The organism is Hymenobacter sp. 15J16-1T3B (assembly GCF_020711235.1).
Taxonomy (GTDB): Bacteria; Bacteroidota; Bacteroidia; order Cytophagales; family Hymenobacteraceae; genus Solirubrum.
On record NZ_JAJFAV010000009.1, the window covers coordinates 74,963 to 100,041 of the forward strand.

Here is a 25,079-nt window from a genome sequence, read left to right on the forward strand (position 1 = left end):
GAGCAATTGGCACCTGGGATTGCGGATATTCGGTGCGTATGGCAGCCCGGTTCCAACCCCAAAGATGCCCAACGCATCAAAGACTTTGGTTGCTAGCATCCCTTATTATGAAGCATCAATGGTTTCTTATCGGCGCGGGCCTGCTGCTCGGCGCGGCTGGCTGCGTCGAAAACGATGCGGACCTGGGCACTTGCCCGGGCAACTGCACCGTCGTGCGGGGCCGGCTGGTCACGGCGGGCGGCACCGAGGCCCTGGCGGGTATTCCGCTGACGGCGCAGTGGGTCGGCGGCCGCTACTACGTGCGGCAAAAAGCCGCCGCCACTACCGACGGCAACGGCAACTTTGAGCTCAGCTTCCTGCTCCGCGACGATGAGCTGGCCGCCGGTTATTTTCAGCTCCAATACGCCGTCAAAGCCGACGACTACTACCAACTCGACGACAGCCGAATCAGCTTGCCCGATTTGGTGCGCGACACCGCCGTGACCATCGGCAATTACCTGGTGCCGCGCAAAGCCTTTGTGGAGCTGGCCATTACCAACCGCCAGGCCATCGGCCCGAACGACTCGTACTGGAGCAATTTTGCCTCGCTCTACGGTTCGCACACCGTTATCGGCCCCTACGGCGGCGGCCCCGCTATCGGGTGGGCCTCGGAATTGCTCGACGCGGCCGTGCCCGTGCCCGGCGACCAGCCCATTGTGGTCAACCACGTCCGAAACCGCAACGGCATCCGCACCACTTCCGCCGATACGCTCTACATTCCTCACGGCACGCGGCGGCGCTACACGGTGACGTTCTAGGCTGTCCTCGGGGCCGAACGGCACCCCACGTGCCCCAGCCCGCAGGCGAGCCGCCAGCGCCGGCGTCGTACCGCCGAGCGGCTGCCCTGGCGGCTCGCCGTGCTCTTTCCCCCCCGAAGCGGGAAGTGCGTAAGTTGGCGGCTCCACTCCTACCGCGCATTCCCTTATGACTTCCCCCACTTCCACCGCCGAAGCCGACGTGCTCATCATCGGGGCCGGGCTGGCCGGGCTGGTGGCCGCCTGCGAGCTGACCGAAGCCGGCCGCCGCGTGCTGCTGCTCGACCAGGAACCCGAGCAAAACCTCGGCGGGCAGGCCTTCTGGTCGTTTGGCGGCCTGCTGCTGGTCGATTCGCCCGAGCAGCGCCGCCTCGGCATCCGCGACTCCTACGAGCTGGCTTGGCAGGATTGGCTGGGCACCGCCGGCTTCGACCGCGAAGAGGACCACTGGCCCCGCCGCTGGGCCGAGGCCTACGTGCAGTTTGCGGCCGGCGAAAAGCGCAGCTGGCTGCGGCAGCGCGGCATCAGCTTCTTTCCGGTGGTGGGCTGGGCCGAGCGCGGCGGCTACGGCGCCCAGGGCCCCGGCAATTCCGTGCCGCGCTTCCACGTGACCTGGGGTACCGGCCCGGCCGTGGTGGCGCCCTTCGCCGAGCGCGCGCGCGAGGCCGCCCGGCGCGGCCTGCTCACCTTCAAGTTTCGACACCGCGTAAGCGAGCTGCTGGTGCAGGGCGGGGCGGTGGTGGGCGCCAGCGGCGAAGTGCTGGCCCCGAGCCAGGCCGAGCGCGGACAGCCCTCCTCGCGCGAGGCCGTGGGCAGCTTCACGTTCCGGGCGCAGGCGGTCATCGTCACGGCCGGGGGCATCGGGGCCAACCACGACCTGGTGCGCCAGAACTGGCCCGCCCGCCTCGGCGAGCCGCCACGTCACTTGCTCTCGGGCGTGCCCGCACACGTCGACGGACGCATGCTCGGCATCACGGCCCGGGCCGGCGGCCGCATCATCAACCCCGACCGCATGTGGCACTACACCGAGGGCATTGAGAACTGGGCCCCGATCTGGCCACAGCACGGCATCCGCATTCTGCCCGGGCCTTCGTCGCTCTGGCTGGACGCGCGGGGCCGGCGCCTGCCCGGGCCGCTGTACCCCGGCTTCGACACCCTGGGTACCCTGCAGCACCTGCGGCAGACCGGCCACGACTATTCCTGGTTTGTCCTCACCCGCAAGATCATCCGCAAGGAATTTGCGCTGTCGGGCTCGGAGCAAAACCCCGACCTGACCAACAAAAGCGTGCTGCAAACCTTCGGGCGGGTGCGCGGCGGCGTGCCCGGACCGGTGGCCCCGTTTATGCAGCACGGCGCCGACTTCGTGGTGCGCGACACCTTGCCCGAATTGGTCGAGGGCATGAACGCGCTGGTGGGCGGCGAGCCGCTGATTGAGCTGGCCGCGCTGGAGCGGGAAATCCGGGCCCGCGACTCGCAGCTGACCAACGCCTTCGGCAAGGACGGACAGATTACCGCTATCCGCGGGGCCCGGGCCTACCTCGGCGACCGGCTCATTCGCACGGCCCCGCCCCACCGCCTGCTCGACCCCGGGGCGGGCCCGCTCATCGCCGTGCGCCTGCACATTCTGACGCGCAAAACCCTCGGCGGCCTGCAAACCGACCTGAGCAGCCGCGTGCTCGGCCCCGACGGGCAGCCGGTACCGGGTCTCTACGCCGCGGGCGAGGTGGCGGGCTTCGGCGGGGGCGGCATGCACGGCTACCGGGCGCTGGAGGGCACGTTTCTGGGCGGCTGCATCTTCTCGGGCCGGGCGGCGGGGCGGGCCGCCGCCGGAGCGGTGACCTAACGCTGCATAAATCACCTACTTCATGAGCCCCGACATACAAACCCTCATTAGCTACAGTGAACATCAGGACCTTCTGACGGCTTTGGCGCACGGACAAACCCAGCAGGCCCTTGCGCTGATTGAGGCCCGATTGCCCGCGGCCGCGCTTACTGGCTTGGGGCGGTTATGGTCCCGCGTAAAGCCCGGAAAGACGCCCGTTGCACCGCTTTTCCTACGGGTGTTGCGCGAAGGGTTGGTGGGCAATGCTATTCCGGAGCTGGCGTTGCCGCTCCAAGCTGAATACACCGCCGATGTGGCAGAGCTCGGCCGGGCAATCCGGGTGCTGGAATATAGCAATGCCGCGCCATCGGTGCTTGCCCCGCTGGCCGCTGCCCTGCGCGACTGGCTGAAGGCCGGCGCAGCCCACATCCAACGCAATGCCGGTGACTACCCGCGCAACGGCATCAACGGCAAAATCTGGATGGACGGGGCGGTTTTGCAGGCCTGGGCCGGCGAATTGGGCCGGTATTACGCGCGGCAGCACGATGCTGCGAACGAGCACCGTGCCTGGCATGCCTGCGGCCAACTAACCATGGCCATCATGGCGCACTACCACCACATGGTCGGGCCGGTGATGATCAGCATGGGCCAGGTGCTGGAAAAGCTGAACCGCCCCGCCGAGGCCGCCGCCCACTACCGGGCGGTGGTGGCCGATTTTACGGTCTTGCTGGATGATCTAGAAGAGGTAACCCAAGCCGCCGGCGCCGCCGCTCCGGACGAATTTGCCACCGATTATTTAGCCCTGACTTCTCTGCGGGACGCCTACGCGGGGCTGCAGCGGACCGAAGCAGGTGATGAGGCTTCGCTGCGAGCCTTGCGCAGCCGGCTGGACCAAGCCCTGGCGCACTGGCCCCAGGAAACGGGCGGATTCCAGGCATGAGCTTGCCGCGGCTTTGTGGCCGGGATGCTCAAACATTTGCTGGCCCTGTCGCTTAGGTAGCTGCCGTCCTTTCCAGGATAATCGGCTTTCTTCCGTCCTGCGCCTGTTCAAGATGCCCCGTTTCGCTTTCTGCTGCCTGCTGCTGCTTGTGTGCCTGGCACCCGCCCGCGCCCAGCGCCTGCAGCCGGGCTTCGACAGAGCCGAGTACCTGGAGCTGCTGCGCCTGCACGCGCGCCTGGCCGACGACAGCTCGTTTTACGCCGGCATTGCCCCGCCGCAGCAGTTTCGGCGGGTTTACCGCTCCCCCGTCGTGGGGCTCGACAACCGCTGGGAGCTGTGGCACAACGGCCGCGGGGTGGCCGTGGTCAGCATCCGCGGCACCACCATCAAGGCGGAAAGCTGGCTGGCTAATTTCTACGCAGCCATGCTGCCGGCCCGGGGCGAGTTGCGCCTGAGCAGCACCCAAACCTTCCGCTACGCCCTGGCCGACAACCCGCGGGCGGCCGTGCACGCCGGCTGGCTCGTGGGCACCGCTGCCCTGGCCCCCGACATCCTCGCCCGCCTCGACTCCTGCTACCGCCGCGGCACCCGCGACGTGCTGCTCATGGGTCATAGCCAGGGCGGCGCCATTGCCTTTTTGCTCACGGCCCACCTGCGGCAGCTGCAGCGCCAAGGCCAGCTCCCCGCCGACCTGCGCCTGAAAACCTACTGCAGCGCCGCGCCCAAGCCCGGCAACCAGTATTTCGCCTACGAATACGAAGCCGGCAGCCACACGCCGCAGGGCAGTTGGAGCGTCAACGTGGTCAATGCTGCCGACTGGGTGCCCGAAACCCCGGTTTCCATCCAGACGCTGCGGGACTTCAACCAAACCACCCCCTTTGTGGGGGCGCGCAAGCTGCTGCGCGGGCAGCCGCTGGGCAAACGCCTGGCCCTGGGCTACGCCTTCGGCCGCCTCGATAAGCCCACGCGCAAAGCCCAGCGCGTGTACCAGCGCTACCTAGGCACGCTGCTAGCCGGCCAGGTGCGCAAGTACCTGCCGGAATACCAGCCCGGCCCGTACTTTCCCAGCAACAACTACGCCCGCATCGGCCCCACCGTGGTGCTGCTGCCCGACGCGGCGTATTACCAGCGCCACCCCGATACCCCGGACAAGGTGTTTACCCACCACTTGTTCCAGCCCTACCAGTACTTGGCCGAGCGGCTGCCGTAACCGGAGGCTGCTGCACCGCCCGCTACATCAGCACCGGGGCCACGGCGGGTACAGGCAGCGTCACCACCAGCTCGGTGAAGACGCCGGGCTCGGTGTGCAGCGTGAGCGTGCCGCCGAGGCTGCGCACGATGTCGCGGCTCAGGGCCAAGCCCAGGCCCGGGCCTTCGTCGGCGGGCTTGGTGCTGAAAAACCGCTCGAACACGAGCGGCTGCGCCTCGGCCGGAATGCCCAAGCCGTTGTCGCGCACCACGATGCGCACCTGCTGCGGCCCCGTACGCTCCGTCGTCAGCACCACTTGCGGCACGTACTCCGCGGCGTCGTCGGCCGCCGCATTGATGTGCTGACGACGCTCCTGCACGGCGTAAAACGCGTTGGCAAACAGGCTGATGAGCACGCGCCCCAGGTCGTGGCGCACCACGTCTACGGTGCCTACGGCCGGATCAAGGCGGGGCAGCAGGGCGGCGTGGAAGTTGCGCTGCTTGGCGCGCATGTCGTGGTACGTCAGGCGCAGGTAATCCTCGGCCAGGGCGTTGAGGTCGGTGGGCTGCTTGGCGGCGGGCTGCGAGCCGCCGTACTCCAGCATGCCGCGCACGATGCCGCCCGCCCGCTGGCTGTGCTGGTTGATTTTGGCCTGGTGCCGGGCCAGGGTCAGCAGCATTTCGTCTAGCAGTTCGAGGTCGGCGGGCTGCAGCTCCGGGCCTTTCACCAACTCCTGCCGCAATTCCTGGCACAGCTGCTCGCTCACGCCGGCGAGGTTGCGGATGGCCTGCGCGGGCTGCTGAATCTCGTGGGCCACGCCCGCCATCAGCTCGCCCAACGACGCCATTTTTTCGCGCAGCACCAGCTGTTGCTGGGCCGTGCGCAGTTCCTGCAGCATTTCGGCCAGCCGGTCGCGCTGGTTGGTCAGCTCCTGGCTCTGGTGCGTAACCTGGGCATTGAGGCGCTGCAGCTCGGCATTGGCCAAGCGCTGCCGGCGGTTGTAGTAGCCCAAACCGAGCACCAGCAACGCCAGCGCGCCCAATCCGCCCCACAGCGCGTAGCTGCGCAGGCGGGCGGCGTACTCGGCCCGCTCGTCCTCCAGCTGCTGCAGGCGCTGCTGCTCGGCAAAGCCGATGGCGTCGAGCTGCTTGATGCGCTGCGGGTTGTAGAGGCTGTCCTCGGCCGTCTGCTGAATCAGGAAGTATTTCAGCGTGCTGTCGCGCTGCTGCCGGGCCCCAAACGCGTCGGCCAGCAGGCGACTAGTGCGCACCACGCCCACCACGTAGGGCAGCGTCTGGCCGGTTTGCAGGGCGCGGCGGGCATAGAAGATGCAGGAGTCGGTCTGGCCCCGGTCGCGGTACAGCTCGGCTAGGTATTGGTAGGCCCGGCAGGCACTGCGCTGGTCGTTTTCGGGCCGGGCTGCCTGCACGCTGCGGCGGTAATAATCGATGGCGGCACTGGTGCGCCCTTGCGCCACGGCCAGCAGCCCCAGTTCGCGCAGCACGTAGGGCATAGGGTTGCCCCAAGGGCTTTTGTGGAGGTTACGCGAGTTGTTGGTCAGCTCGTAGGCCTGATTGAGGAAGTAAGTGGCGGAGTCCAGCTGCCCCCGGCCTACGTAGGTGGAGCCCAGATTGGTGAGCACGCTCACCACGCGCGAGTCGTCGGATTCGCTGATGCCCTCGTACAGGCGCTTGGCGCGGTAGTAGTAAGCCAACGCCGGCCGGTAATCGTCGAGGGCTTGGTAGAGCAAGCCGGTTTGGTTGAGGGTACGGGCCGCCCCCGCCGCGTCGTGGGCCGCCTGGTGAAGCGCCAGGGCCCGCAGGTCGGTGCGCAGGGCCTGGGGCAGGTTGCCGCGCTCGGCCTGCAGCAGCGCCAGCCGCGAAAGGCTGCGCCCTTCGCCCTTGGTGTACCCGATGCGGCGCGAGAGGGCCAGCCCCTCGCGGGCGTAGTACTGCACCGAATCAAAGCGCGAGTAGCGGAAGGTGGCGCTCAGGTCGGCCAGCAGCAGCGCGCGGGTGGTATCGGCCGTGGCGCGGGCCAAGGCCCGCCGCAGCACTGCCGTTTGCGGGCTTTGGGCGCGCCCAGGCACGCTCAGCCCGAGCACCAACAGCAACCCGGACAACAACGCGCGGCATGACTTCATGCGTGAAAATTAGCTAATACCAAGCATTCCGTGCGCCTCCCGCCCAGACGCGGGGCGCAGCCGGCCGGCCGCGCCGTTTCTTCGTGCGTTGTCCGGCCGCCCAGCCGGCTCTAGCCGTAAGCAGGCAACGCCTAGCGCCGGTGCGCCGGGCCCACCGCCCGGCCGCCCCGCGCCGCCCGGTTTATTTCCCGCTTTTCGCCATGCGCCTCTTCGTTTATTCCGCCCTCACCGACTCCGCCCGTTCCTACTTGCGCCGGCAGCTGCCGCCGGGCTTCGCGGTTGTTTTTCGCACCGAACAGCCGGCACCCGAGCACCTGGCCGCTTTTCAGGCGGCCGAGCTGCTGCTGGGCAACCCACCGCCGGCCTGGCTAAGTGAGCACCAGCCGCCCGGCCTGCGGTTCTGGCAAATCGATTCGGCGGGCTTCGACCAGTACGCGGGCCTTGTGCTGCCGTGCCCGGTGGCCAACGTCGGCGACTATTTTGCCTGGCCCTGCGCCGAAACCATCGTGGCCGGCATCCTGGCCCAGTACCGCCACCTCGACGAGCTGGCCGTGTTGCAGAGCCGCCAGGAATGGGTAGGCCCTCCTATCCGCAAGCGGCTGCGGCTGCTGCGCGGGCAGCGCGTTATCATCCTCGGCGCCGGCGCCATCGGCCTGGCCGTGCAGGAGCAGCTCCGCGGCTTCCGCTGCCAGGTGCGTCTATTGGCCCGCACCGACGCCCGCGCCCAGTTGCATTCCAAAGACCAGCTGCGCGCCGCCCTGCCCGATACGGACTTGGTCATCAACTGCCTGCCCGGCAGCGCCCGCGGCTTCTTTTCGGCCGACCTCATCGAGGCCATGCGCCCCGGCAGCGTGTACGCCAGCGTGGGCCGCGGCACCACCACCGACGAGCCCGCCCTCATCCGCGCCCTGCAGGCCGGCCACCTCGGCGGCGCCGTACTCGACGTGACGGCCCAGGAGCCGCTGCCGCCCGGGCATCCGCTCTGGACCATGCCCCGGGTGCTGCTCACCCAGCACAGCGCCGGCGGCCAGCCCCGCGAAGACGAAGGCAAAATCGACATCTTCCTCGGCAACCTCGAGCGGGTGCGCCGCGGCGAGGCGCCCGAGAACCTAGTGGAGCTGCGGCGGGGGTATTAGCAAACCGCCCTTCACCAAAAACAACCGAGCCCGGCTAAAGTGGCCGGGCTCGGTACGTTAAGGCGGGTGCTGAAGCTTAGGCCTCCTTGCTGGTTGCCTGCGTGATGGCCTCTACCATGGCCTCCGAAATGCCGGTGGTGCTGAAGCCGCCGTCGTGCATCAGGTTTTGCATGGTCACGTAGCGCGTCAGGTCCGAGAACAAGCTTACGCAGTAGTCGGCGCAGGCTTCAGCCGGGGCGTTGCCCAGCGGCGAAAGGCGGTCGGCGTACTCGTAGAAGGCGTCGAAGCCGCTGATGCCGGTGCCGGCCGTGGTTTTGGTCGGCGACTGCGACACGGTGTTAACGCGCACCTTCTTCTGGGTGCCCAGGCGCTGCCCGTAGCTGCGGGCAATGCTTTCGAGCACGGCCTTGGCCTGCGACATGTCGGTGTAGTCGAGGAAGGCGCGCTGGGCGGCGATGTACGAGAGGGCCACCACCGAGCCCCACTCGGCCAGCGCATCCTGCTTCTCGGCCACGTGCAGCATCTTGTGGAACGAGAGAGCCGAGATGTCCAGCGTCTTCTGAAACCAGTCGTAGTTCAGCTCGCCGTAGTGCTTGCCCTTGCGGATGTTCGGGCTCATGCCGATGCTGTGCAGCACGAAGTCAATCTTGCCGCCGAGTTGCTCCACTGCGCCGCTGAACACTTTCTCCAAGTCCTCCACCACCGTGGCGTCGGCCGGAATGATGGGCGCGCCGCATTCTTCGGCCAGCTTGTTGATTTCGCCCATGCGCATGGCCAGCGGCGCGTTGCTGAGCACGAACGTGGCGCCTTCTTCGTGGCAGCGTTGCGCCACTTTCCAGGCAATGGATTGTTCGTTGAGCGCGCCGAAGATGATGCCGCGCTTGCCGGCGAGAAGGTTGTTGGCCATAAAAAGCGAGTTGAGTCGAAGTCTGGGAAAAGGAACGGGCAAAAATAGGGGTTCGGCCCGAAGTGCAGCCGAAATTAACAGAACGTCGTTCCGAGCTGGGCGAGGAATCTCGCGTGCTGATGTCCGATAGTAAAATCACCGTCAAACGAAGACATTACCTGTGGACGTCAGCACGCGAGATTCCTCGACCAGCTCGGAACGACGTAATTATTTTTTCCCCGACCGCCCTAACTACGCCGCCACCAAGTCGCTTTCCCCGCGCAGCGCCAGCAGCTCCCGGGCACTTTGCACGGCGTTTTCGCTCACGCGGGCGCCCGAAATCATCTGGGCAATTTCGCGGATGCGTTCCTCCTCCGAGAGGCGGCGGATGCGGCTCACGGTGCGGTCGGCGCGGTCTTCTTTGTACACGTAGAAGTGCGCGTCGCCGGCGGCGGCCATCTGCGGCAGGTGCGAAATGGCTACCAACTGGTGCTTTTTGGCCATTTGCTGCATCATGCGGCCCACCTTCACCGCAATTTCCCCGCTGATGCCCGTGTCGATTTCGTCGAAAACGATGGTGGGCAGGGCGGTTTTGTCGGCCAGCAGGTACTTCACGCACAGCATCAGGCGCGAGAATTCCCCGCCCGAGGCGGCCTTGCTCAGCGTCTGCGGCTGGGCGCCCTTGTTGGCCGTGAAGAGCAGGCTGATGACGTCGGTGCCGGAGGCGGAGGGCTGACCGGTGCTGTGCTGCACCAGCAGGCGGGCGTTGGGCATGCCCAGGTCGAACAGCAGATTGGCCAGCTCCTTCTCAAACTGCGGGAAGGCCTTGCGGCGCTGCTCCGAGAGGTGGGCGGCGCGCTTGTTCACGGTGGCCAGGGCCCCGTCGGCGTCGCGGCGCAGGCGGCTGATTTCCTTGTCAAGGTTGAGCACCGAGCCCACTTTCTGGCGCAGGTCCTCGCGCACCAGCAGCAGGGCCGGCAGGTCGCGTACCTGGTGCTTGCGCTGCAGGTTGTAGAGCACCGTCAGGCGCTGCTGCAGCTCGTCAAGGCGCAGCGGCTCGGCCTCGGTGCGCTGCTGGGCCTGCTCGGCCTCGTCGGCCACGTCGCGCAGCTCGATCAGGCAGCTGTCGACGCGCTCCTTGAGCTGCCGGGCGCCTTCCGAGTAAGCGGCAATCTGCCCGAGCACGATGCTGGTTTCCTTGAGCGAGGCGGTGGCGCAGTACTCGCCTTCCGAGAGGCTCTGCAGGGCGTAGCCGAGCTTGAGCTTGATTTCCTCGGCGTGCTCCAGCTCCTTCAGCTCCTGCTCCAGGGCCTCCTGGTCTTCGCCGTCGAGGCGGGCATCTTCCAGCTCGTTGAGCAAAAAGCTGTGGTAGTCTAACTCTTTGTTGGCCTGCACCACCTGGTCTTCCAGCGCCTTGAGGTCGGCGGCGAGCTTGCGGTACTGGCGGAAAGCCGTGCCGTACTGCGTGCGCGTGGGCACCAGGCCGGCGTAGAGGTCGATGAGGTTGAGCTGAAACACCGGGTCCCCGAGCAGCAGCGTGTCGTGCTGGGAGTGGATGTCCATCAGGTTCGCCCCGATTTTGCGCAGCGTCTCCACCGTCACCGGCGTGTCGTTGACGAAGGCGCGCGACTTGCCGGTGGGCGCAATTTCGCGGCGCAGAATGCACTGCGCGTCGTAATCCAGGTCCTCGGCTTCGAAGATGTCCTGGAGCTGGTAGCCCGAAATGTCGAACTGCCCCTCAATCACGCACTTTTTGGTGGTGTTGAAGAGCAGCTTGGAATCGGCGCGGTTGCCGAGCAGCAGGCCGATGGCGCCGAGCATAATGGACTTGCCAGCGCCGGTTTCGCCCGTGATGATGTTGAGCTGCCCCGAGGGCCGCAGCTCCAGGGCCTCGATCAAGGCGTAGTTTTGGATACGAAGGTCAACCAGCATAATACGCGGTGGTTGCGTGAGACAGGTGAAGACGGCCAAACGCCCGCACTGCCGAGCAGCCGCGGGTGCGCCGTCTACAAACCTACTAAATCATTTAGCAGCCACGCAAGCCCTCACCCCAACCACCTTAGCACATTGCTAATCAAAACCGCATTCCTATTGCTTTCCGCCGCGATAATAAATTTTGTGGCTGCCAATGGGTGCGGCATCGGGCCGGCAAGCTAGGCAGGGGCGGCGGCAAAACAAAAGGCCCGCACGAGCGCGCGGGCCTTGATCAGGAGTGGAAGCGGGCAATCAGCGCCGCAACCGCCGGTTATTTGGGCTGCAAAATCACTTGGTACTTGGCCGAACTGGTTGGGTCCACTTCCTGCAGCAGGGCCACCACGCTCTGCTTGAGCTCGGCCGAGGTGCTGCTGCGGTAGAGGTTGGCAATTTCGTCGGCCTTGGTTTCGAAAAACGCTTTGATCAGCGTGGAGCCGGGGCGCCGCTCGGCTGATTCCTTCACGCCCTGCAAGGCAATGAAAATAGACGTGCGGGCGTCTTCGGGCTTCTGAATAAAGACGTCCAGCCCCTGCCGGTAGTAAGAATATGAGGCCGAGCGCAAAGCCTGCAACTGCGGATCCTGCAGGCCCGAGAGCAGCCAGTAGCGGCTGCGCTGGTCGCGCTTGCCGTTGTCCTTCCAGCCTTCGTCACCGTCCTGGTTTTGGGCCGCGGCGGCCTGCATGATGTTGCGGGCACGGTCGAAAGTACGCGAGCCGCCCAGGGGAGCGAAGCTGTCCTGGTCCATGCCGATGATGGTCAGCGCGTAGAAGCTCAGGATGGACGAGAGGTTATTGACGTAGCTGTTCTCGGAAAAGTCGAGGGGCTGGCCGGGCAGGTAGGTAAACTTCCACGACTCGGCGTAGCTCATCAGCGTGGTTTCGTAGCTGGTGCCGTACACCGGGCGGCGGCTAAACACGCGGGCCGTGGCAATGTACTGGCCGTTGGTAGGAATGCTGGTAATGCCGATGTACACGCTGCACTTGATGCGCTCCTCGGGCTTGTACACGTCGTTGGTCCAGCGCCGGTTGTTGAGGAACTGCGACACGTCGTTTTTCATCGAGTTCAGCAGCTGCGGGTCGGTGATGGTCACGTTTTCGGCCTTCACCGTCACCTCGGCCAGCAGCTCCTGGGCCGCAGCGCGGCGGGCCGGCAAGGCCAGCAGCGCGGTGAGCAACAGGCTCAGACAGATAGCGGGGTAGTTACGCAACATGGGGCTGGAGGCGGGCAAGGATGGCAGAAACAATGTCGCGGGCCACGTCAGTTTTGGGCTTCAACTCAAAGGTAGTCACGCCGGAGGCTTCCACGAGGGTAATCTTGTTGGTGTCGTGGCGGAAGCCGGCTCCCGCGTCGCGCAGGGAATTCAGCACCACCAGGTCGAAGCCCTTGCGCCGCAGTTTGCCTTGGGCGTTCTGGAGTTCGTCCTGCGTTTCCAACGCAAAACCCACCGAAAATTGTTCAGGGCGCTTGGTTTGCCCCAGCGTGGCGGCAATGTCCACGTTCTTCACCAGCTCGATGGTGAGCGTCTCGTCCGTGCCGTCGTCGCGCTTCTTGATTTTCTCGGCGGCTACGGTGCGCGGGCGGTAGTCGGCCACGGCAGCGGCAAACACCCACACGTCGGCCTGGGGCGCCACGGCGGCGGCGGCCTCGTACATCTGCTGGGCCGTTTGCACGGGCAACACCGTCACCCGCGGGTGGCTGATGGTCTGGCTCGTGGGGCCGCTAATCAGCGTCACCTGCCAGCCCTGGGCGGCAAACTCGGCGGCCAGGGCGTAGCCCATCTTGCCGGTGGAGTGGTTGCCGATGAAGCGCACCGGGTCGATGGGCTCGTAGGTGGGGCCGGCGGTGAGCAGAACGTGCATGGTGGCGGGAAGAAGGAGGAATGACTAAGGAAGCCGCAAGAACGTCATGTCTCGACAAGCTCGACAGGCCGTTCGACGAGGCTACTGCTTATCAGCGAAAAACTGCTCCAGCACCCGCACAATATCTTCCGGCTCCAGCATGCGGCCGGGGCCAGAGAGGCCGCTGGCCAGCTCGCCGGCAGGCGAGTCGAGCACCCGCACGCCATCCTGGCGCAGGCGCTCCAGGTTGCGCTGGGTGGCCGGGTGCTGGTACATATCCAGGTCCATGGCCGGCGCTACCAACGTGGGGCAGCGGGCCGAGAGGTACACGGCCATGAGCAGGTTGGGGCACAGGCCCTGGGCCAGATTGGCCAGGGTGTTGGCGCTGGCCGGGGCAATGAGCAGGGCATCGGCCCAGAGGCCGAGGTCGACGTGGTTGTGCCACACGCCGCCGACTTCGTCTTTGATGAAGCCCTGCAGCACCGCTCGTTTCGAGAGCGTGGCCAGGGTTAGGGGCGTCACAAAAGCCGAAGCCGAGGGCGTCAGGATAACCTGCACCTCGGCTTCGGCTTTGATGAGCAGCCGCACCAGGGCGGCCGACTTGTAGGCGGCGATGCTGCCGCTTACGCCCAGCACAATGCGGCGTCCGGCCAGCATAGCAGCGTCGGGCTAACGGTAATTACTCGGCTTTGTCGGCCGTGGGCTCCTCCAACTCGGGGGTGTGGAAGGTCACTTTGCCTTCCAGAAACTCCTCGATGGCCAAGTTCGTGGGCTTGGGCAGGCGCTCGTAGTGCTTGCTGATTTCGATTTGCTCGCGGTTTTCAAACACCTCTTCGAGGTTGTCGACCGTGGTGGCAAACTCCGACAGCTTGCCGTTGAGCTCTTCCTTGAGCTTCACCGAAATCTGGTTGGCGCGCTTCGAGATGATGGCAATCGACTCGTACACGTTGCCGGTTTCCTTCACGAAATCCGACAGGTTGCGCGTAACGATGGAAGCAGGAACGTTGCTCGGTACTTTCATGGGATGAGGATTATCAAAGGCTGAGGGCGGCCTGGGGAGCGTGCCGGGAGTGGGATTCCACGCATCAGCGGCTCGCCAAGGTAGCCATTTTCAAAAACTAGTTCGTAGCCGCGGCGGCGTTAGGCGCCCCGGTTGCGGCCGGGTGGTCTTTCAGGAATTTCTGGGCAGCGTCGTAGTACGTTTCGGCCTGCTTCAGGTTCTTGCTCTGCGGAAAAGTGTCAACGAAGTTCTGGTAAAAAGCCACGGCTTCCAGGTACCGGTCGCGCTGCTTTTCCTCCACCGACTCGCGGGCCAGCTCGTACTGCGACACGATGCGCAGGTACGCCGCTTCTTCGCCGTACACCGAAGACGGGTACTGCTGCTGAAACGTCTGCAGGGCCACCACGGCCGATTGGTAGTAGCGCAGCGAGTAGTAGAGCTTAGCGCCTTCAAACGCTTTCACCTCCATCTTCTTCTGCAGCTCATTCGACATGCTCTCGGCCTCCGAGCGGAACTTGCTTTCGGGGTGGCGGTTCAGAAAATCCTGAATGGCGGCCACGGCCTGCACGGTGTTGGTTTGGTCCAGCTCGTACTCGGGCGAGTCTTTGAACAGCGACTTGGCGTGCATGAACTCGGCCTCTTCCACGAACGGCGAGGCGCCGTAGGTCGTGGCAAACTGGTCGAAGTAGTACGCCGCGAGGGTGTAGTTGCGCTGGCGGAAGTTGGTGTGGGCGAAGTAGAATTCGGCCTTTTCTGCCTCCGGGCGGCCTTTCAGCAACGGAATCAGCGGTTCCAGCAGGGTGCCGGCCCGGTAGTAGTCGTGCTTGTTCTCGTAGTAGTCGATGGCCGCGTTATACTTCTTGGTCACATCGGTGCTCTTGAGCAGCTTCTGGTAAGAGCTGCAAGCACCCAACGAGAGAGTGCAGATCAGCAGGGCAACGATGCGGAGACGGAATGCGGGCATAAGGGGGGCAAAGGTAAGGATTTGGCGCGGGCGGCGCAAAGCCGCTCAACGTCAGGAGGCCGAGGTAGCCGGAAAGGTTGCGCTCTTAACACGGCGAGCCGCGGTTTAGTGCACCGCTTTTTGCGCGGGCGGGGCCCGTTGGCGCGGTGTCGCGTTAGCCAACGGCAAACTTACCGTTAGCATTGCATTTGGGAAGACGCTACAGCCTTGCTGCCGCGGGCAAGTGCCCGCACTTGGTCAACCAAAACCGGACACCTGTACATTACCGGACGCTTTTACAGCAACGTCAACAGCCCAGATCATGCCTAACGAACTATAAATCAACACGCCGCCTGCCTGGCACGGCCCTTGAACCTTGCCGGGTGCCCACCACCCCACACTGTCCGCAGCCGGACAACCATCTTACGCTCTACAATTCATGTCCCCCGATTCCCGCGCCACTTTTTGCCGCCGCTTATTCCTCGCGTTGCTGTTCGTGGGCAGCGCCTACTGCAGCCTGGCCCAGTCCAGTAGTGGCCGCACCGCCGTCATGGTGGTGGGCTTCGACCACTTAAACCAACTCTACAACAAGCAGCCGCAATCCGACGTGCTCGGTGCCAAAAAGCAGGCCGAGCTAGCCAAGCTGCGGCAACAGCTGCGCCGCTTCCGCCCCGACGCCATCTTGGTGGAAGCGGAGCGGCCGGAGCAGGGGCGCCTCGACAGCCTGTACGCCCGCTACCAGGCCGGGCAGCTGGAGTTGGCGGCGTTGCCCGATGGCCGCCGCGAACTGTACCAAATTGGCTTTGCGCTGGCCAAGGAACTGCAGCTACCCGGCGTCAGGGCCGTGGATTATTACGCGGCCACTTCGCAGTCCTTGCTGCAGTCGGGTGCCAACATCGACGCCTTCACCCGGGACCTGCGCCTGCTGCAGACGACCTCCCGGCCGCTGCGGGCGCTGGTGCAGCACGACAGCCTGTCGGTGTACGACTACATAGCCCTGGCCAATCAGCCGGCTATGATCAACCTGGTGCACCGCGCCATCTTCAACACGCCGGCTCTGGTGACCGAGGGCGCCTTCTCGCCCACTGCCACCAACACCGTCGACCTGGGCGCGGTGGATGCGGCGTATATCGGGGCGCACTATATCACCCTGCACTACAACCGCAACCTGAAAATCTACTCCAACATCCTGCGGGCGCAGCAGCAAACCCAGGCCAAACGGGTGCTGGTGATATTCGGTGTGGCCCACGTGGGCGTGCTGCAGGAGCTACTGGCCGCCAACCCGGCCTATCAGGTAACGCCCGCGGCTACGTACCTGAAGACTAATCAGAAGCAGCGACTCCAAGCTATTCGGTAAGTCAGTTGCACGCGCAGCAGCTTCTGTTCAGCCGGAAAATCGGCTACTTCTTCGCCGCTCCGGCCACTGGCTTGGCAACTGGTTTGGGCGCGGGCTTGGTGGTTTTCTTCACCGGTTTTTTGGCCTTGGGCTTGGCTTTCTTCACCGGGGCGAAGTGCTTGCCGAGCACCTGTCGGCGGGTGGGCTTCTGCTCGATCAGCCACTGAAAGCCCTTGAGCTTCTGGTCTTCGGGCTTGAACTCGTGGGGCGGAATAAAGCTGGCGTCAGGTTCGGTGAGGAAGCTGATGGTCTGCAGCTTGTTGTCGGCGAAGCGCATGACCATGTTGGCCGACACGGCCTTGTTCAGGCCGGTGGTGGCCGTGTCGTTGTCGAGGGCGTAGTAGAGGCTTTCGGCGTTGCCGAGTACGTTCACCTTGCGCAGCTTGCTGTCGACAAAGTACGCCACCATGTTGCGGCCCTTCACCTGGTTGAAGTTCAGCAGGGTATCCTGCCCGATGATGAACGAGTTGGCATAAAGCCGCATCTGGTCAATCTTCTGCCGGCGCAGGCGCACTTCCATCGAGTCGGCGGTGAGCTGGTTTTTCTGGCTCCACAGCACCGGGTTGCGGTTCAGGTAAATCACCGAGTCGCGCCGGTTGTAGGTCAGCGAATCGCAGCGGCCCTGCAGGTCGCCGCGCCAGATGCGCACCTTGCGGTAGGCGTAGACGATGCCCGGGTCGGTTTCCGACTTGCTTTCCACGTTCACCAGCGTATCGGCGGCCAGGTACATGGTGTCGCGGTCCGAGATGTTGCGCATCACCGGCGAGCCGTACACCTTGGCCCGGCCCAGCCCGCGCCAGTAGCGGCCCACGTCGCCGCGGATGACCACGTTGTCCTTCTTGGCCGTCATCGACACATTGCCAGTGGCCACGCCGTACTGCCGCGTCTCGTCGTACACCAGCTTGTCGCCGCCAAGCAGGTAGTTGGGCGTCTCGATCTTGGCGTTGCGCTGGAAGTCCGACACCCGGGTGCGGGTGTTGTAGGTGCCCTTCTCGGCGTAGATGTTGCCCTGCTTGCCCACGATGCGCGTCGGGCCGAAGAAGTAGGCCACCTTCGACTGCGTGTTGTACTGCAGCGTGTCGTTGGTGATGGTGTAGTCCTTGGTCACCAGCTTCACGTTGGTGCGGAAGCTGAACACCTGCGTCTCCGTGTTGTAGTAGCCGCGCTGCGAGTCCAGCGTGTTTTCGGGGTCGGTGAGGTGGCCGCCGGTGCTGTAAAAGGCCGTTTTGCGGTTCAGGTCGTAGTCCAGCGTCTGGGTAGTCAGCGTCATGCGCGGGTCGCGCATCACCACGTTGCCGGTCATGCGCGCCGTGCGGGTGTCGCCGTTGTAGGCGCCCCGGTCGCCGGTGATGGTGATGGTGTCGTTCTGCACCACGCGCACGTTGCTGAACGCCTCGATGGCGTTGCGGTCGACGTACTGGTAGGCCGAGTCGCAGAACAGCAGCGCGTCGTCCTGCCGGAAGCTCACGTTGCCGATGACCTTGCGGATCTGCTGGCCGTTGAACGAGCCGCCCACCAGCTCCCGCGCGCCGGGCAGCAGCTCCACCTTCGAGGCTTTGGGCGCGGGCTGGCCTTTGGCGGCGGGGCGCGGAGCGGGCTGGGCACCCGGGCGCTGGGCCCACGCCAGCGGCGCGGTCAGCAGCAAAAAGAAGAAACAGAAGAGTATTCGGAGGCGCATGCGGCGCAAAAGTACGGAACCCGCAGCCCTAACGCAGCGGTCCAGCTTTTGGTGCGCCCGCGTGCGCCTGGGGCGCGGCCTCGGCCGGGCGCCCGCGGCGGCCCAGCAAACTCAGCAGCTGGGGCACGTTGTCGACCTCGATGCCGTCGGGGCGGCAATTGAGCAGGCGCTGAATGGCTTTTCTGGAGCGCCCGCCGAACACCACGACCTGCAAGCCCTTGGCGTGGGCCTGGGCCACCCGCTCCGGCGTGATGACGTACTTCGACAGCACCACGGCCTCCACCTGCGCCGCCGCGGCCTGCGCCAGCCGCTCCTCAAATTGGTCGGTGATTTCCAGCCCCAAGGCTGCGCCGGGAATTTCCCGGCGCAGCTGGCGCAGGCTGGGCTCGTACTGCGTCAGGATGAGCAGGCGGGCGGGCGGTACGTGGTGACGGCGCAGCACCCGGGCTATGGCGCGAATCAAGGCCGGGGAGCGGACGTAGGGCTGGGCAAAGTTGGCGTCGTCGTGCTCGTGCAGGTCAAGGTGCAGGTACGGGAACGTGGGGCGCGTGGCCAGCTCGGTCAGCAGTTCGTCGAGGGTGGCCACGCGCTCGTGCTGCAGCCAGTCATAGGGCCAGCCGCCGGTGTAGCGCAGCCGCGTCAGCTCGGCGGCCGGGTGCTGGCTGACATAGCCCTGGGCGGCGGTGCGGTTGGTCAGGTCCTCGTCGTGAAAGAGCATGGGCACGCTGTCCTGGCTGAGCTGCAGGTCGATTTCGACGCCGTCGGCGCCGCGGTCGAGGGCGTGGCGGATGCCGCCCAGGCTGCTCGGCGGCAGGGCGTTGAAGGGGCTGATGGGCGTGAAAAAGCCCGAGCCGGCGTGGCCCAGCACCTGCGGCCCGCGCCCGAAGCCGGTGTCGACCCGCGCCGGGCCGGAGCGCGCGCAGGCGGCCAGGCTCAGCAGCCCCAGCAGGTAACAGGCCCGAAGTATCCGTTTGTGCATCGCCCCCACTGCGTTAAAAGGCCCTCAACGGCGGCGGTAGCCGCTGCTCTCCGCTGTAATACTGCCCGCGGCCGCCGGGGGTTTGCCCAACGGGGTTTCCGACGAGAAAGCGGCTCCGGCGGGCCACAACGCCGCGCCTGCCCGGCGCCACCGTGGCCGGCGCTTCCCTCCTACCTTTGCGAGAGCTTTTTGTGCCTTCCCGTTATGCTCCCCGACCTCGTCCGCCGCTTTATCCTCGACCACCAGCTTTTTGATCCGGCCACCGACCAGGTGCTCGTCGCCGTCAGCGGCGGCCTCGATTCGGTGGTGCTGCTCGACGTGCTGCACCAGCTGGGCGTATCGGTGGCCGTGACGCACTGCCACTTCGGCCTGCGCGGCGAGGAGGCCGATGCCGACGAGGAATTCGTGCGCAAGCTGGCCAAGAAGTACAACGCGCCCTACTTCGCCGAGTTTTTCGACACCAAGGGCTTTGCCCAGCAGGAAGGCCTCTCGACGCAGATGGCTGCCCGCGTGCTGCGCTACCAGTGGTTTGAGCAGCTCCTGCGCACCCAGGGCCTCGACTACGTGGCCACCGCCCACCACCAGCGCGACGCGGCCGAAACCATGCTGCTCAACCTCACCCACGGCACCGGCCTCTCGGGCCTGCACGGCATTCCCGCGCGCCAGGGCCGGGTGGTGCGCCCGCTGCTGGGCGCGGCCAAGGACGATTTGTTCGACTACGTGGTGGAAAAGCACCTCGTCTGGCGCGAAGACTCCTCCAACGACAGCACCCTCTACCAGCGCAACCGCCTGCGCCACGACGTGCTGCCCGTGCTGCGCGAGCTGAACCCGGCCCTCGACCAAACCCTGCAGCACACCGCCGAGCGGGTGCGCGGGGCCGAGCTGCTGGTGCAGCACCTGGTGGACCAGACCGCCCAGCAGGCCCGCCGCGACGAGGCCGAAGCCACCTACATCAACATCGCCGTGCTCCAAGCCACGCCCGCCACGGCCGTGATGCTGCACGAGCTGCTGCGCCCCTTCCACTTTTCCTGGCCGGTCACCAAGGACATCGTGGAGTCGTTCCGCGCCGTGTCGGGCAAGCAGTTCGACTCGCCCACGCACCGGCTGGTGAAGGACCGCGACCAGCTGGTCATCACGCCCAAAAACCTCAGCGGCTTCGGCACCCACCAGTGGCCGGAGGGCCAGGCCGAGCTGCAGGTGGAGGGGCTGCGCTTGACGGCCCAGGAACGCGCGGTGGACGGCTACGCCGTGCCCAAAGCCAAGGACGTGGCGGCGCTGGACCTCGACAAGCTCAAGTTTCCGCTCACGCTGCGGCGCTGGCGCGAGGGCGACTGGTTTATGCCCATCGGCCTGAAGGGCAAAAAGAAAATCAGCGACTTCCTCATCGACCAGAAAGTGCCCCTCAACCTCAAGGACCAAGTATTGCTGCTCACCTCGGCCGACGGCAAGGTGGTGTGGGTGGTGGGCATGCGCCCCGACGACCGATTTAAGGTGACCGAGGAAACGCAGCGGGTGCTGGAGCTGCGCCGGCAGAAATAGCCCCGTAGTGCCCCGGCTCCTGAAGTCGTGGCGCCGCTACGGTTAAGGTGCCCCGCCGAAAGCGGCAACGCGCATAACAGAGGGGTTGGCCCCCGTGGCCGCCGCCTTTCCAGGCCGATCCGCCGGCTTTCCGGTCGTGGCCGGCGCGTGTCCATTGATGTGGGCGACGTTTCCAGCCGTGGCCGGCGCGTTTCTATCTGTTCGGCTGACGTTTCTAGTGGTGCGCGACCGGTTTCCACGCGTGCGCGGCGCGTTTCCAGGGGTAACCGACTGCCTCCCGGCCCAACCGATTCGCGCCCCGCTCAACAGGGCTTCGGCACGCCCAACCGACGGCCGCTGCGCTCAACCGACTTTCTCCGTGGTCAACCGGGCAGCTCGGCGGGCAAGTGGCTTTCCAGGGCTGAACGGGCTTGGTGCTAAAAACTACGCGGCAAGCACCACCCTCTAAGCACTGGTGCTTACCTTGCGGGCCAGAACCCCATCATCAATTCCCAACGACCACCCCATGAAAGTAACCGTTGTAGGGGCCGGTAACGTGGGCGCCACTTGCGCCGACGTACTCGCCACCCGCGAAATTGCCAACGAAGTAGTTCTGGTTGACATCAAGGAAGGCATTGCTGAAGGCAAAGCCCTCGACATCTGGCAGAAAGCCCCCATCATCGGCTACGACACGCGCACGGTGGGCGTGACGGGTGACTACTCCCGCACCGCTGGCTCCGACGTGGTGGTCATCACCTCGGGCCTGCCCCGCAAGCCCGGCATGAGCCGCGACGACCTTATCGCCACCAACGCCGGCATCGTGAAATCGGTGACCGAGCAAGTGGTGAAATATTCGCCCAACGCCATCATCATCGTCGTGTCGAACCCGCTCGACGTGATGACCTACCAGGCGCACCTGACCTCGGGCCTGGACCGCACCAAGGTGTTTGGCATGGCCGGCATTCTGGACACGGCCCGCTACCGCGCCTTCCTGGCCGAGGCCCTGAACGTGAGCCCCAAAGACATTCAAGCGGTGCTGATGGGCGGCCACGGCGACACCATGGTGCCGCTGCCGCGCTACACCACGGTGGGTGGCATCCCCGTCACCGAGCTGATCGGCAAGGCTGAGCTGGACGCCATCGTGCAGCGCACCGCCGTGGGCGGCGGCGAGCTGGTGAAGCTGATGGGCACCTCGGCCTGGTACGCCCCCGGCGCCGCCGCGGCCCAGATGGTGGAAGCCATTGTGCGCGACCAGCGCCGCGTGTTCCCGGTGTGCGTGGAGCTGAAAGGCGAGTACGGCATCGACGGCGTGTACCTGGGCGCCCCGGTTATCCTCGGCAAAAACGGCATTGAGCGCATCATCGAGCTGCAGCTCAACGACGAGGAAAAGGCACTGCTGGAAACCTCGCGCGGCCACGTGAAAGAGGTAATGGACGCGCTGGACAAGATGGGCCAGCCCGCCAGCGCCTAATTCGGCCTAGCCGACGCACAGACCTTCGGGCCGCTCCGCACTGCGCGGGGCGGCCCGTTGCGCGTTTGGCAGCTGGCTGTTGCGCAGTACCTTGCCGCAGAAGCCCCTTTCATGCACCTTAACTTAATCGACACCAACCCCGAGGTGGTGGCCGCCTGGCAACGCGTGTTTGCCGATGTGCCGCAGGTCACCGTCCGCCACGCCTCCATTTTCGACCACCCGGCCGACGCCCTCGTCAGCCCCGCCAACAGCTTCGGCTTCATGAACGGCGGCATCGACTTCGCCATTTCCAAGCACTTGGGCTGGCACCTGGAAAAAGACCTGCAGCGCCTGATCCGCGAGCAGTATTACGGCGAGCTGCTGGTGGGCCAGGCCGCCATCATCGAAACCGGCCACGCCGGGTTTCCCTACCTGATTTCGGCCCCCACCATGCGCACGCCCATGACCATTACGCGCGGGCCGAATGTGTACCTGGCCATGAAGGCCATCTTGGTGCTGTTGCGCCACGGTCGTTTGAGCCCGGGCGAACCGGTAGCCGAGAAGGTGCAGACGGTGGCCATTCCGGGCCTGGGCACCGGCGTGGGGCAGGTGCCGCCGCTGGTGTGCGCCCGGCAGATGCGCCTGGCCTGGGAAGACGTGACGCGGGAGCAGTACGCCACCAAGCAGGGTTGGGAAGAGCTACGCTCCAACTACGCCTACTTCTACACCCACGACCCCAAGCACATCACCTACGACATTCCCTAACCATGCCCGCCGCTGCTTCCTCGGCCGCCGACCTGCTGGCCCGAATCCACGCCCTGGCCGACCCCGCGCGGGCCGTGCTGGTGGCGCGCTTCTTCAAAACCGGTCCCGGCCAGTATGGCGAGGGTGACCAGTTTCTGGGCCTGCCCATGCCCTTGCAGCGGCAGTTGGCCCGCGAATTCCGCGCGCTGCCGCCCGACGAGGTAGAGCAGCAACTGGTGCGCAGCCCTTGGCACGACTGCCGCTCCATCGGCCTGATCATCTGGACGCTGCAATTCGCCAAAGCTGGGCCCGCCGGGCGGCAGGAACTCTACGAGCGGTACCTGGCCAACCGGCGCTTCGTCAACAATTGGGACCTGGTCGACATCAGCTGCCCGACTATTGTGGGCGGGTCTCTGCTGCAGCGCGACCGGGCGCCGCTCTACGCGCTGGCGGCCGAAGACCACCTCTGGAGCCAGCGCATGAGCATCGTGAGCACGCTGGCCTTCATCCGCAAGGGGCAATTTGCCGACACCTTCGCCCTGACCGAACAGCTGCTCTCCCACCGCCACGACCTGATCCACAAAGCCGTAGGCTGGATGCTGCGCGAAGTGGGCAAGCGCAACGAAGCCGCCCTGGAAGAGTTCTTGGCCGACCATGCCCGGCAGCTGCCGCGCACCACCCTGCGCTACGCCATCGAGCGGTTTGCCCCGGCCCAGCGCCAAGCCTACCTGCAGAAATAACACCGGCCCGCCAGACTAGTCTGGCGGGCCGGTTGGTGCAGTTGCGTTGGGGTTACTGCTGGCTGGCTTTGAAGAGCTTCTGCTTTTCCTCTTTCGAGAGGCTTTCGTAGCCCGAACGCGAAATCTTTTCCAGAATCCGGTCGATTTCCTCCTGGGCGGGCTGGGCCAGCGGGCCGCGCTTGCCGTTTGGGGCGGCCTGGGCGCTGCGGTGCGACACGCGCAGGCGCGGCCGGCCGTGCAGCAGCGCATTCACCCACTCGCCCATGGCAATGATGGGCCGGCCCAGGTCGCGGCCGCGCTGCAGCTGCCGGATGTACACGAAGCCGAGCAACGCCCCGCCCAGGTGGGCCAGCTGCCCACCGGTGTTGTCGCCGCTGATGCCGGCAATGGAAACGACCACCACCACAGCGGCAATGTACTTGATGCGGACCGGCCCGATAAAAATCAGGTTGAAGGTGTAATCGGGCAGCAAGGTGGCGGCGGCCACGATGATGGCCGTGACGCTGGCCGACGCCCCGTAGAGCATGGCCGACTGGTGCCGCATGGCGGGCAGCAGATTGTAGCAGGCCAGGTAGCAGGCCGCGCCGGCAACGGCCCCCAGCACGTAGAGGCTGATCAGGCGTCGGTCGCCGAGGTACTCGCGCACGAGCGTGCCGAACCAGTACAGGTTCAGCAGGTTGAAGAGGATGTGAAAAAAGGAAAACTGCGTGAAGCTATACGTCAGCAGCGTCCAGGGGCGCACCAGGAAGGTCAGCGGCGCGGAAGGCACCGCCAGCCACTCCAGCACCAGCATGTGCCCAAAGGAATTGCCGGTGGCCAGGTAAAAGACCGCCCGCAACAGGTTCAGCGCCACGAACACCAGCACGTTGATAACCAACAGCTGGTTGAGGGCGTTGTCGCGGCGGCTGAAAGTGGACCGGATATCGGCAAGAATGCTCATGAGGGGCGGGGTGGGATTAGTAGGGGCGCGTGCTGTTCCGTTCCCAGTATTTCAACAGCAGGAAACCGAACAACATTCCGCCGAGGTGGGCGAAGTGGGCCACGTTGTCGCCGGGAACCGGGTGGGTGCCTTTGTACAATTCCAGCGCCCCGTACAGGAATACGAGGTATTTGGCCTTGATGGGCACCGGCAACGGGAAGAGGACCAGCTCGGTATTGGGGAAAAGGTAGCCAAAAGCAAACAGAATGGCGAATACGGCTCCGGACGCCCCCACCATGCCCGCGTACGGGGAGTTGACGCTGTCGTCGTACATGGCCCGCAGCTGGGCCTTGGCCGACTCAATCAGGCGCTGGTCGTCGGGGTGCTGCTGGATGGCGCGGGCTACCGTGGTGTAGCCCTGGGCGCCGGGCAGGTTGTGCTCGTAGAAATCGGCGTAGCCCACGCCCGAGGGGGCAGCCACAAAGGCTTCCACGTCCTGGTGCATGCGGTTGAGCTCGTAGTGCCGCACGCTCGCGTACAGGAACCCCGCTCCCACCCCGCAAATCAGCCAAAAAGCGAGGAAGCGCTGCGCGCCCCAATGCTTCTCCAGCATCGGCCCGAACACCACCAGGGCCAGCATGTTGGAGAAAATGTGCCCCAGCCCGCTGTGCAGGAACATGTACGTGACGTGCTGGTAGGGCCGGTAGCGCTCCGAGATGAACGGAAACAGCGCCAGCATCTCCAGCAGTTGCGGCATAACCCCGACCAAAAACATCATCCCCACGTTGACGAGAATGAGGTTGCGCACCATGGGCGTGAATTGGAACATAAGCCGCTGAGTAAAGCTGGGTTCAGGGAAAAAGCCGCGGATGCTCCGCGGCAGCCCGGCCGGCACCGGGGCCGGCCGGGGCAGCGGCCCCAACGACGAAGGTAAGCCTTACGGCCCAAGCGCCGCCGCGGGTTTGGCCGGTTGCGGCCCCGCCGGCTGCC

The 25,079-nt window shown here is 65.5% G+C and carries 22 protein-coding genes; 10 read left to right on the plus strand and 12 right to left on the minus strand.

Annotation, left to right across the window (positions count from 1 at the left end):
* Window positions 1–107 precede the first annotated feature (107 nt).
* From LJ737_RS15975 to LJ737_RS15990, 4 genes are all read left to right on the plus strand, one after another.
* Window positions 108–797: a hypothetical protein gene (locus LJ737_RS15975; RefSeq protein ID WP_227767501.1), complete on the plus strand. Its 690-nt coding sequence runs from the start codon at window positions 108–110 to the stop codon at window positions 795–797.
* Window positions 798–963: 166 nt separating this feature from the next.
* Window positions 964–2,637, plus strand: coding sequence for an FAD-binding dehydrogenase (locus LJ737_RS15980; RefSeq protein ID WP_227767503.1), 1,674 nt, complete (start codon window positions 964–966; stop codon window positions 2,635–2,637).
* A 22-nt stretch (window positions 2,638–2,659) separates the two neighbouring features.
* Complete coding sequence (locus tag LJ737_RS15985) at window positions 2,660–3,556, plus strand: hypothetical protein (RefSeq protein WP_227767505.1); 897 nt, start codon at window positions 2,660–2,662, stop codon at window positions 3,554–3,556.
* Window positions 3,557–3,668: 112 nt separating this feature from the next.
* Window positions 3,669–4,766: a lipase family protein gene (locus LJ737_RS15990; protein ID WP_227767507.1), complete on the plus strand. Its 1,098-nt coding sequence runs from the start codon at window positions 3,669–3,671 to the stop codon at window positions 4,764–4,766.
* Between the two features lie 22 nt (window positions 4,767–4,788).
* Here the strand turns inward: LJ737_RS15990 and LJ737_RS15995 are convergent, their stop codons facing one another.
* Complete coding sequence (locus LJ737_RS15995) at window positions 4,789–6,888, minus strand: ATP-binding protein (protein ID WP_227767508.1); 2,100 nt, start codon at window positions 6,886–6,888, stop codon at window positions 4,789–4,791.
* Between the two features lie 200 nt (window positions 6,889–7,088).
* Here LJ737_RS15995 and LJ737_RS16000 point away from each other — a divergent pair, with 200 nt between their 5' ends.
* Complete coding sequence (locus LJ737_RS16000; RefSeq protein ID WP_227767510.1) at window positions 7,089–8,024, plus strand: D-2-hydroxyacid dehydrogenase; 936 nt, start codon at window positions 7,089–7,091, stop codon at window positions 8,022–8,024.
* 76 nt (window positions 8,025–8,100) lie between these two features.
* Here LJ737_RS16000 and LJ737_RS16005 read toward each other — a convergent pair whose 3' ends face one another.
* From LJ737_RS16005 to LJ737_RS16030, 7 genes are all read right to left on the minus strand, one after another.
* Window positions 8,101–8,931 carry an enoyl-ACP reductase FabI gene (locus LJ737_RS16005; protein WP_227767511.1) on the minus strand — a complete coding sequence of 277 codons (831 nt, stop codon included), beginning with the start codon at window positions 8,929–8,931 and terminating at the stop codon, window positions 8,101–8,103.
* Window positions 8,932–9,162: 231 nt separating this feature from the next.
* Window positions 9,163–10,842: a DNA repair protein RecN gene (gene recN / locus LJ737_RS16010; RefSeq protein ID WP_227767513.1), complete on the minus strand. Its 1,680-nt coding sequence runs from the start codon at window positions 10,840–10,842 to the stop codon at window positions 9,163–9,165.
* A gap of 313 nt (window positions 10,843–11,155) precedes the next feature.
* Window positions 11,156–12,094 (minus strand): type IX secretion system protein PorD, encoded by a 939-nt coding sequence (gene porD, locus LJ737_RS16015; protein WP_227767515.1) that lies wholly within the window; start codon window positions 12,092–12,094, stop codon window positions 11,156–11,158.
* Window positions 12,084–12,743 (minus strand): phosphopantothenoylcysteine decarboxylase domain-containing protein, encoded by a 660-nt coding sequence (locus LJ737_RS27160; protein ID WP_317206657.1) that lies wholly within the window; start codon window positions 12,741–12,743, stop codon window positions 12,084–12,086. Before LJ737_RS27160 ends, porD begins: the two co-directional genes overlap by 11 nt.
* An 81-nt stretch (window positions 12,744–12,824) precedes the next feature.
* Window positions 12,825–13,379 carry a flavoprotein gene (locus LJ737_RS27165; protein ID WP_317206658.1) on the minus strand — a complete coding sequence of 185 codons (555 nt, stop codon included), beginning with the start codon at window positions 13,377–13,379 and terminating at the stop codon, window positions 12,825–12,827.
* A 22-nt stretch (window positions 13,380–13,401) separates the two neighbouring features.
* Entirely contained in the window at window positions 13,402–13,743 is a 342-nt protein-coding gene (locus LJ737_RS16025) for a DNA-directed RNA polymerase subunit omega (protein WP_227767517.1), read from the minus strand.
* Between the two features lie 97 nt (window positions 13,744–13,840).
* A complete protein-coding gene (locus LJ737_RS16030; protein WP_227767519.1) occupies window positions 13,841–14,686 on the minus strand; it encodes an outer membrane protein assembly factor BamD in 846 nt (281 codons plus the stop codon).
* 418 nt (window positions 14,687–15,104) lie between these two features.
* Between LJ737_RS16030 and LJ737_RS16035 the strand changes: the two genes are divergently transcribed.
* A complete protein-coding gene (locus LJ737_RS16035; protein ID WP_227767521.1) occupies window positions 15,105–16,022 on the plus strand; it encodes a DUF5694 domain-containing protein in 918 nt (305 codons plus the stop codon).
* 43 nt (window positions 16,023–16,065) lie between these two features.
* On the opposite strand, the gene LJ737_RS16040 is transcribed toward LJ737_RS16035, so the two are convergent.
* Together LJ737_RS16040 and LJ737_RS16045 are read right to left on the minus strand one after the other, a co-directional pair.
* Window positions 16,066–17,739: an OstA-like protein gene (locus LJ737_RS16040; RefSeq protein ID WP_227767522.1), complete on the minus strand. Its 1,674-nt coding sequence runs from the start codon at window positions 17,737–17,739 to the stop codon at window positions 16,066–16,068.
* A gap of 28 nt (window positions 17,740–17,767) precedes the next feature.
* Entirely contained in the window at window positions 17,768–18,718 is a 951-nt protein-coding gene (locus LJ737_RS16045; RefSeq protein WP_227767524.1) for a glycerophosphodiester phosphodiesterase, read from the minus strand.
* Window positions 18,719–18,922: 204 nt separating this feature from the next.
* Between LJ737_RS16045 and tilS the strand changes: the two genes are divergently transcribed.
* From tilS to LJ737_RS16065, 4 genes are all read left to right on the plus strand, one after another.
* A complete protein-coding gene (gene tilS / locus LJ737_RS16050; RefSeq protein ID WP_227767527.1) occupies window positions 18,923–20,257 on the plus strand; it encodes a tRNA lysidine(34) synthetase TilS in 1,335 nt (444 codons plus the stop codon).
* A gap of 505 nt (window positions 20,258–20,762) precedes the next feature.
* Window positions 20,763–21,707 (plus strand): malate dehydrogenase, encoded by a 945-nt coding sequence (gene mdh, locus LJ737_RS16055; RefSeq protein ID WP_227767529.1) that lies wholly within the window; start codon window positions 20,763–20,765, stop codon window positions 21,705–21,707.
* Between the two features lie 111 nt (window positions 21,708–21,818).
* Window positions 21,819–22,451, plus strand: a complete 633-nt coding sequence (locus LJ737_RS16060) for a macro domain-containing protein (protein ID WP_227767531.1) — start codon at window positions 21,819–21,821, stop codon at window positions 22,449–22,451.
* 2 nt (window positions 22,452–22,453) lie between these two features.
* Entirely contained in the window at window positions 22,454–23,170 is a 717-nt protein-coding gene (locus tag LJ737_RS16065) for a DNA alkylation repair protein (protein WP_227767533.1), read from the plus strand.
* Window positions 23,171–23,222: 52 nt separating this feature from the next.
* Here LJ737_RS16065 and LJ737_RS16070 read toward each other — a convergent pair whose 3' ends face one another.
* Entirely contained in the window at window positions 23,223–24,110 is an 888-nt protein-coding gene (locus LJ737_RS16070; RefSeq protein WP_227767535.1) for a rhomboid family intramembrane serine protease, read from the minus strand.
* Window positions 24,111–24,126: 16 nt separating this feature from the next.
* Window positions 24,127–24,918 (minus strand): rhomboid family intramembrane serine protease, encoded by a 792-nt coding sequence (locus LJ737_RS16075; RefSeq protein ID WP_227767537.1) that lies wholly within the window; start codon window positions 24,916–24,918, stop codon window positions 24,127–24,129.
* Window positions 24,919–25,079 lie beyond the last annotated feature (161 nt).

Coding starts and splice junctions, on each gene's coding strand:
- LJ737_RS15975 (WP_227767501.1), top strand. CDS start 108: ATGAAGCATCAATGGTTTCTTATCGGCGCGGGCCTGCTGCTCGGCGCG.
- LJ737_RS15980 (WP_227767503.1), top strand. CDS start 964: ATGACTTCCCCCACTTCCACCGCCGAAGCCGACGTGCTCATCATCGGG.
- LJ737_RS15985 (WP_227767505.1), top strand. CDS start 2,660: ATGAGCCCCGACATACAAACCCTCATTAGCTACAGTGAACATCAGGAC.
- LJ737_RS15990 (WP_227767507.1), top strand. CDS start 3,669: ATGCCCCGTTTCGCTTTCTGCTGCCTGCTGCTGCTTGTGTGCCTGGCA.
- LJ737_RS15995 (WP_227767508.1), bottom strand. CDS start 6,888: ATGAAGTCATGCCGCGCGTTGTTGTCCGGGTTGCTGTTGGTGCTCGGG.
- LJ737_RS16000 (WP_227767510.1), top strand. CDS start 7,089: ATGCGCCTCTTCGTTTATTCCGCCCTCACCGACTCCGCCCGTTCCTAC.
- LJ737_RS16005 (WP_227767511.1), bottom strand. CDS start 8,931: ATGGCCAACAACCTTCTCGCCGGCAAGCGCGGCATCATCTTCGGCGCG.
- recN (WP_227767513.1), bottom strand. CDS start 10,842: ATGCTGGTTGACCTTCGTATCCAAAACTACGCCTTGATCGAGGCCCTG.
- porD (WP_227767515.1), bottom strand. CDS start 12,094: ATGTTGCGTAACTACCCCGCTATCTGTCTGAGCCTGTTGCTCACCGCG.
- LJ737_RS27160 (WP_317206657.1), bottom strand. CDS start 12,743: ATGCACGTTCTGCTCACCGCCGGCCCCACCTACGAGCCCATCGACCCG.
- LJ737_RS27165 (WP_317206658.1), bottom strand. CDS start 13,379: ATGCTGGCCGGACGCCGCATTGTGCTGGGCGTAAGCGGCAGCATCGCC.
- LJ737_RS16025 (WP_227767517.1), bottom strand. CDS start 13,743: ATGAAAGTACCGAGCAACGTTCCTGCTTCCATCGTTACGCGCAACCTG.
- LJ737_RS16030 (WP_227767519.1), bottom strand. CDS start 14,686: ATGCCCGCATTCCGTCTCCGCATCGTTGCCCTGCTGATCTGCACTCTC.
- LJ737_RS16035 (WP_227767521.1), top strand. CDS start 15,105: ATGTCCCCCGATTCCCGCGCCACTTTTTGCCGCCGCTTATTCCTCGCG.
- LJ737_RS16040 (WP_227767522.1), bottom strand. CDS start 17,739: ATGCGCCTCCGAATACTCTTCTGTTTCTTCTTTTTGCTGCTGACCGCG.
- LJ737_RS16045 (WP_227767524.1), bottom strand. CDS start 18,718: ATGCACAAACGGATACTTCGGGCCTGTTACCTGCTGGGGCTGCTGAGC.
- tilS (WP_227767527.1), top strand. CDS start 18,923: ATGCTCCCCGACCTCGTCCGCCGCTTTATCCTCGACCACCAGCTTTTT.
- mdh (WP_227767529.1), top strand. CDS start 20,763: ATGAAAGTAACCGTTGTAGGGGCCGGTAACGTGGGCGCCACTTGCGCC.
- LJ737_RS16060 (WP_227767531.1), top strand. CDS start 21,819: ATGCACCTTAACTTAATCGACACCAACCCCGAGGTGGTGGCCGCCTGG.
- LJ737_RS16065 (WP_227767533.1), top strand. CDS start 22,454: ATGCCCGCCGCTGCTTCCTCGGCCGCCGACCTGCTGGCCCGAATCCAC.
- LJ737_RS16070 (WP_227767535.1), bottom strand. CDS start 24,110: ATGAGCATTCTTGCCGATATCCGGTCCACTTTCAGCCGCCGCGACAAC.
- LJ737_RS16075 (WP_227767537.1), bottom strand. CDS start 24,918: ATGTTCCAATTCACGCCCATGGTGCGCAACCTCATTCTCGTCAACGTG.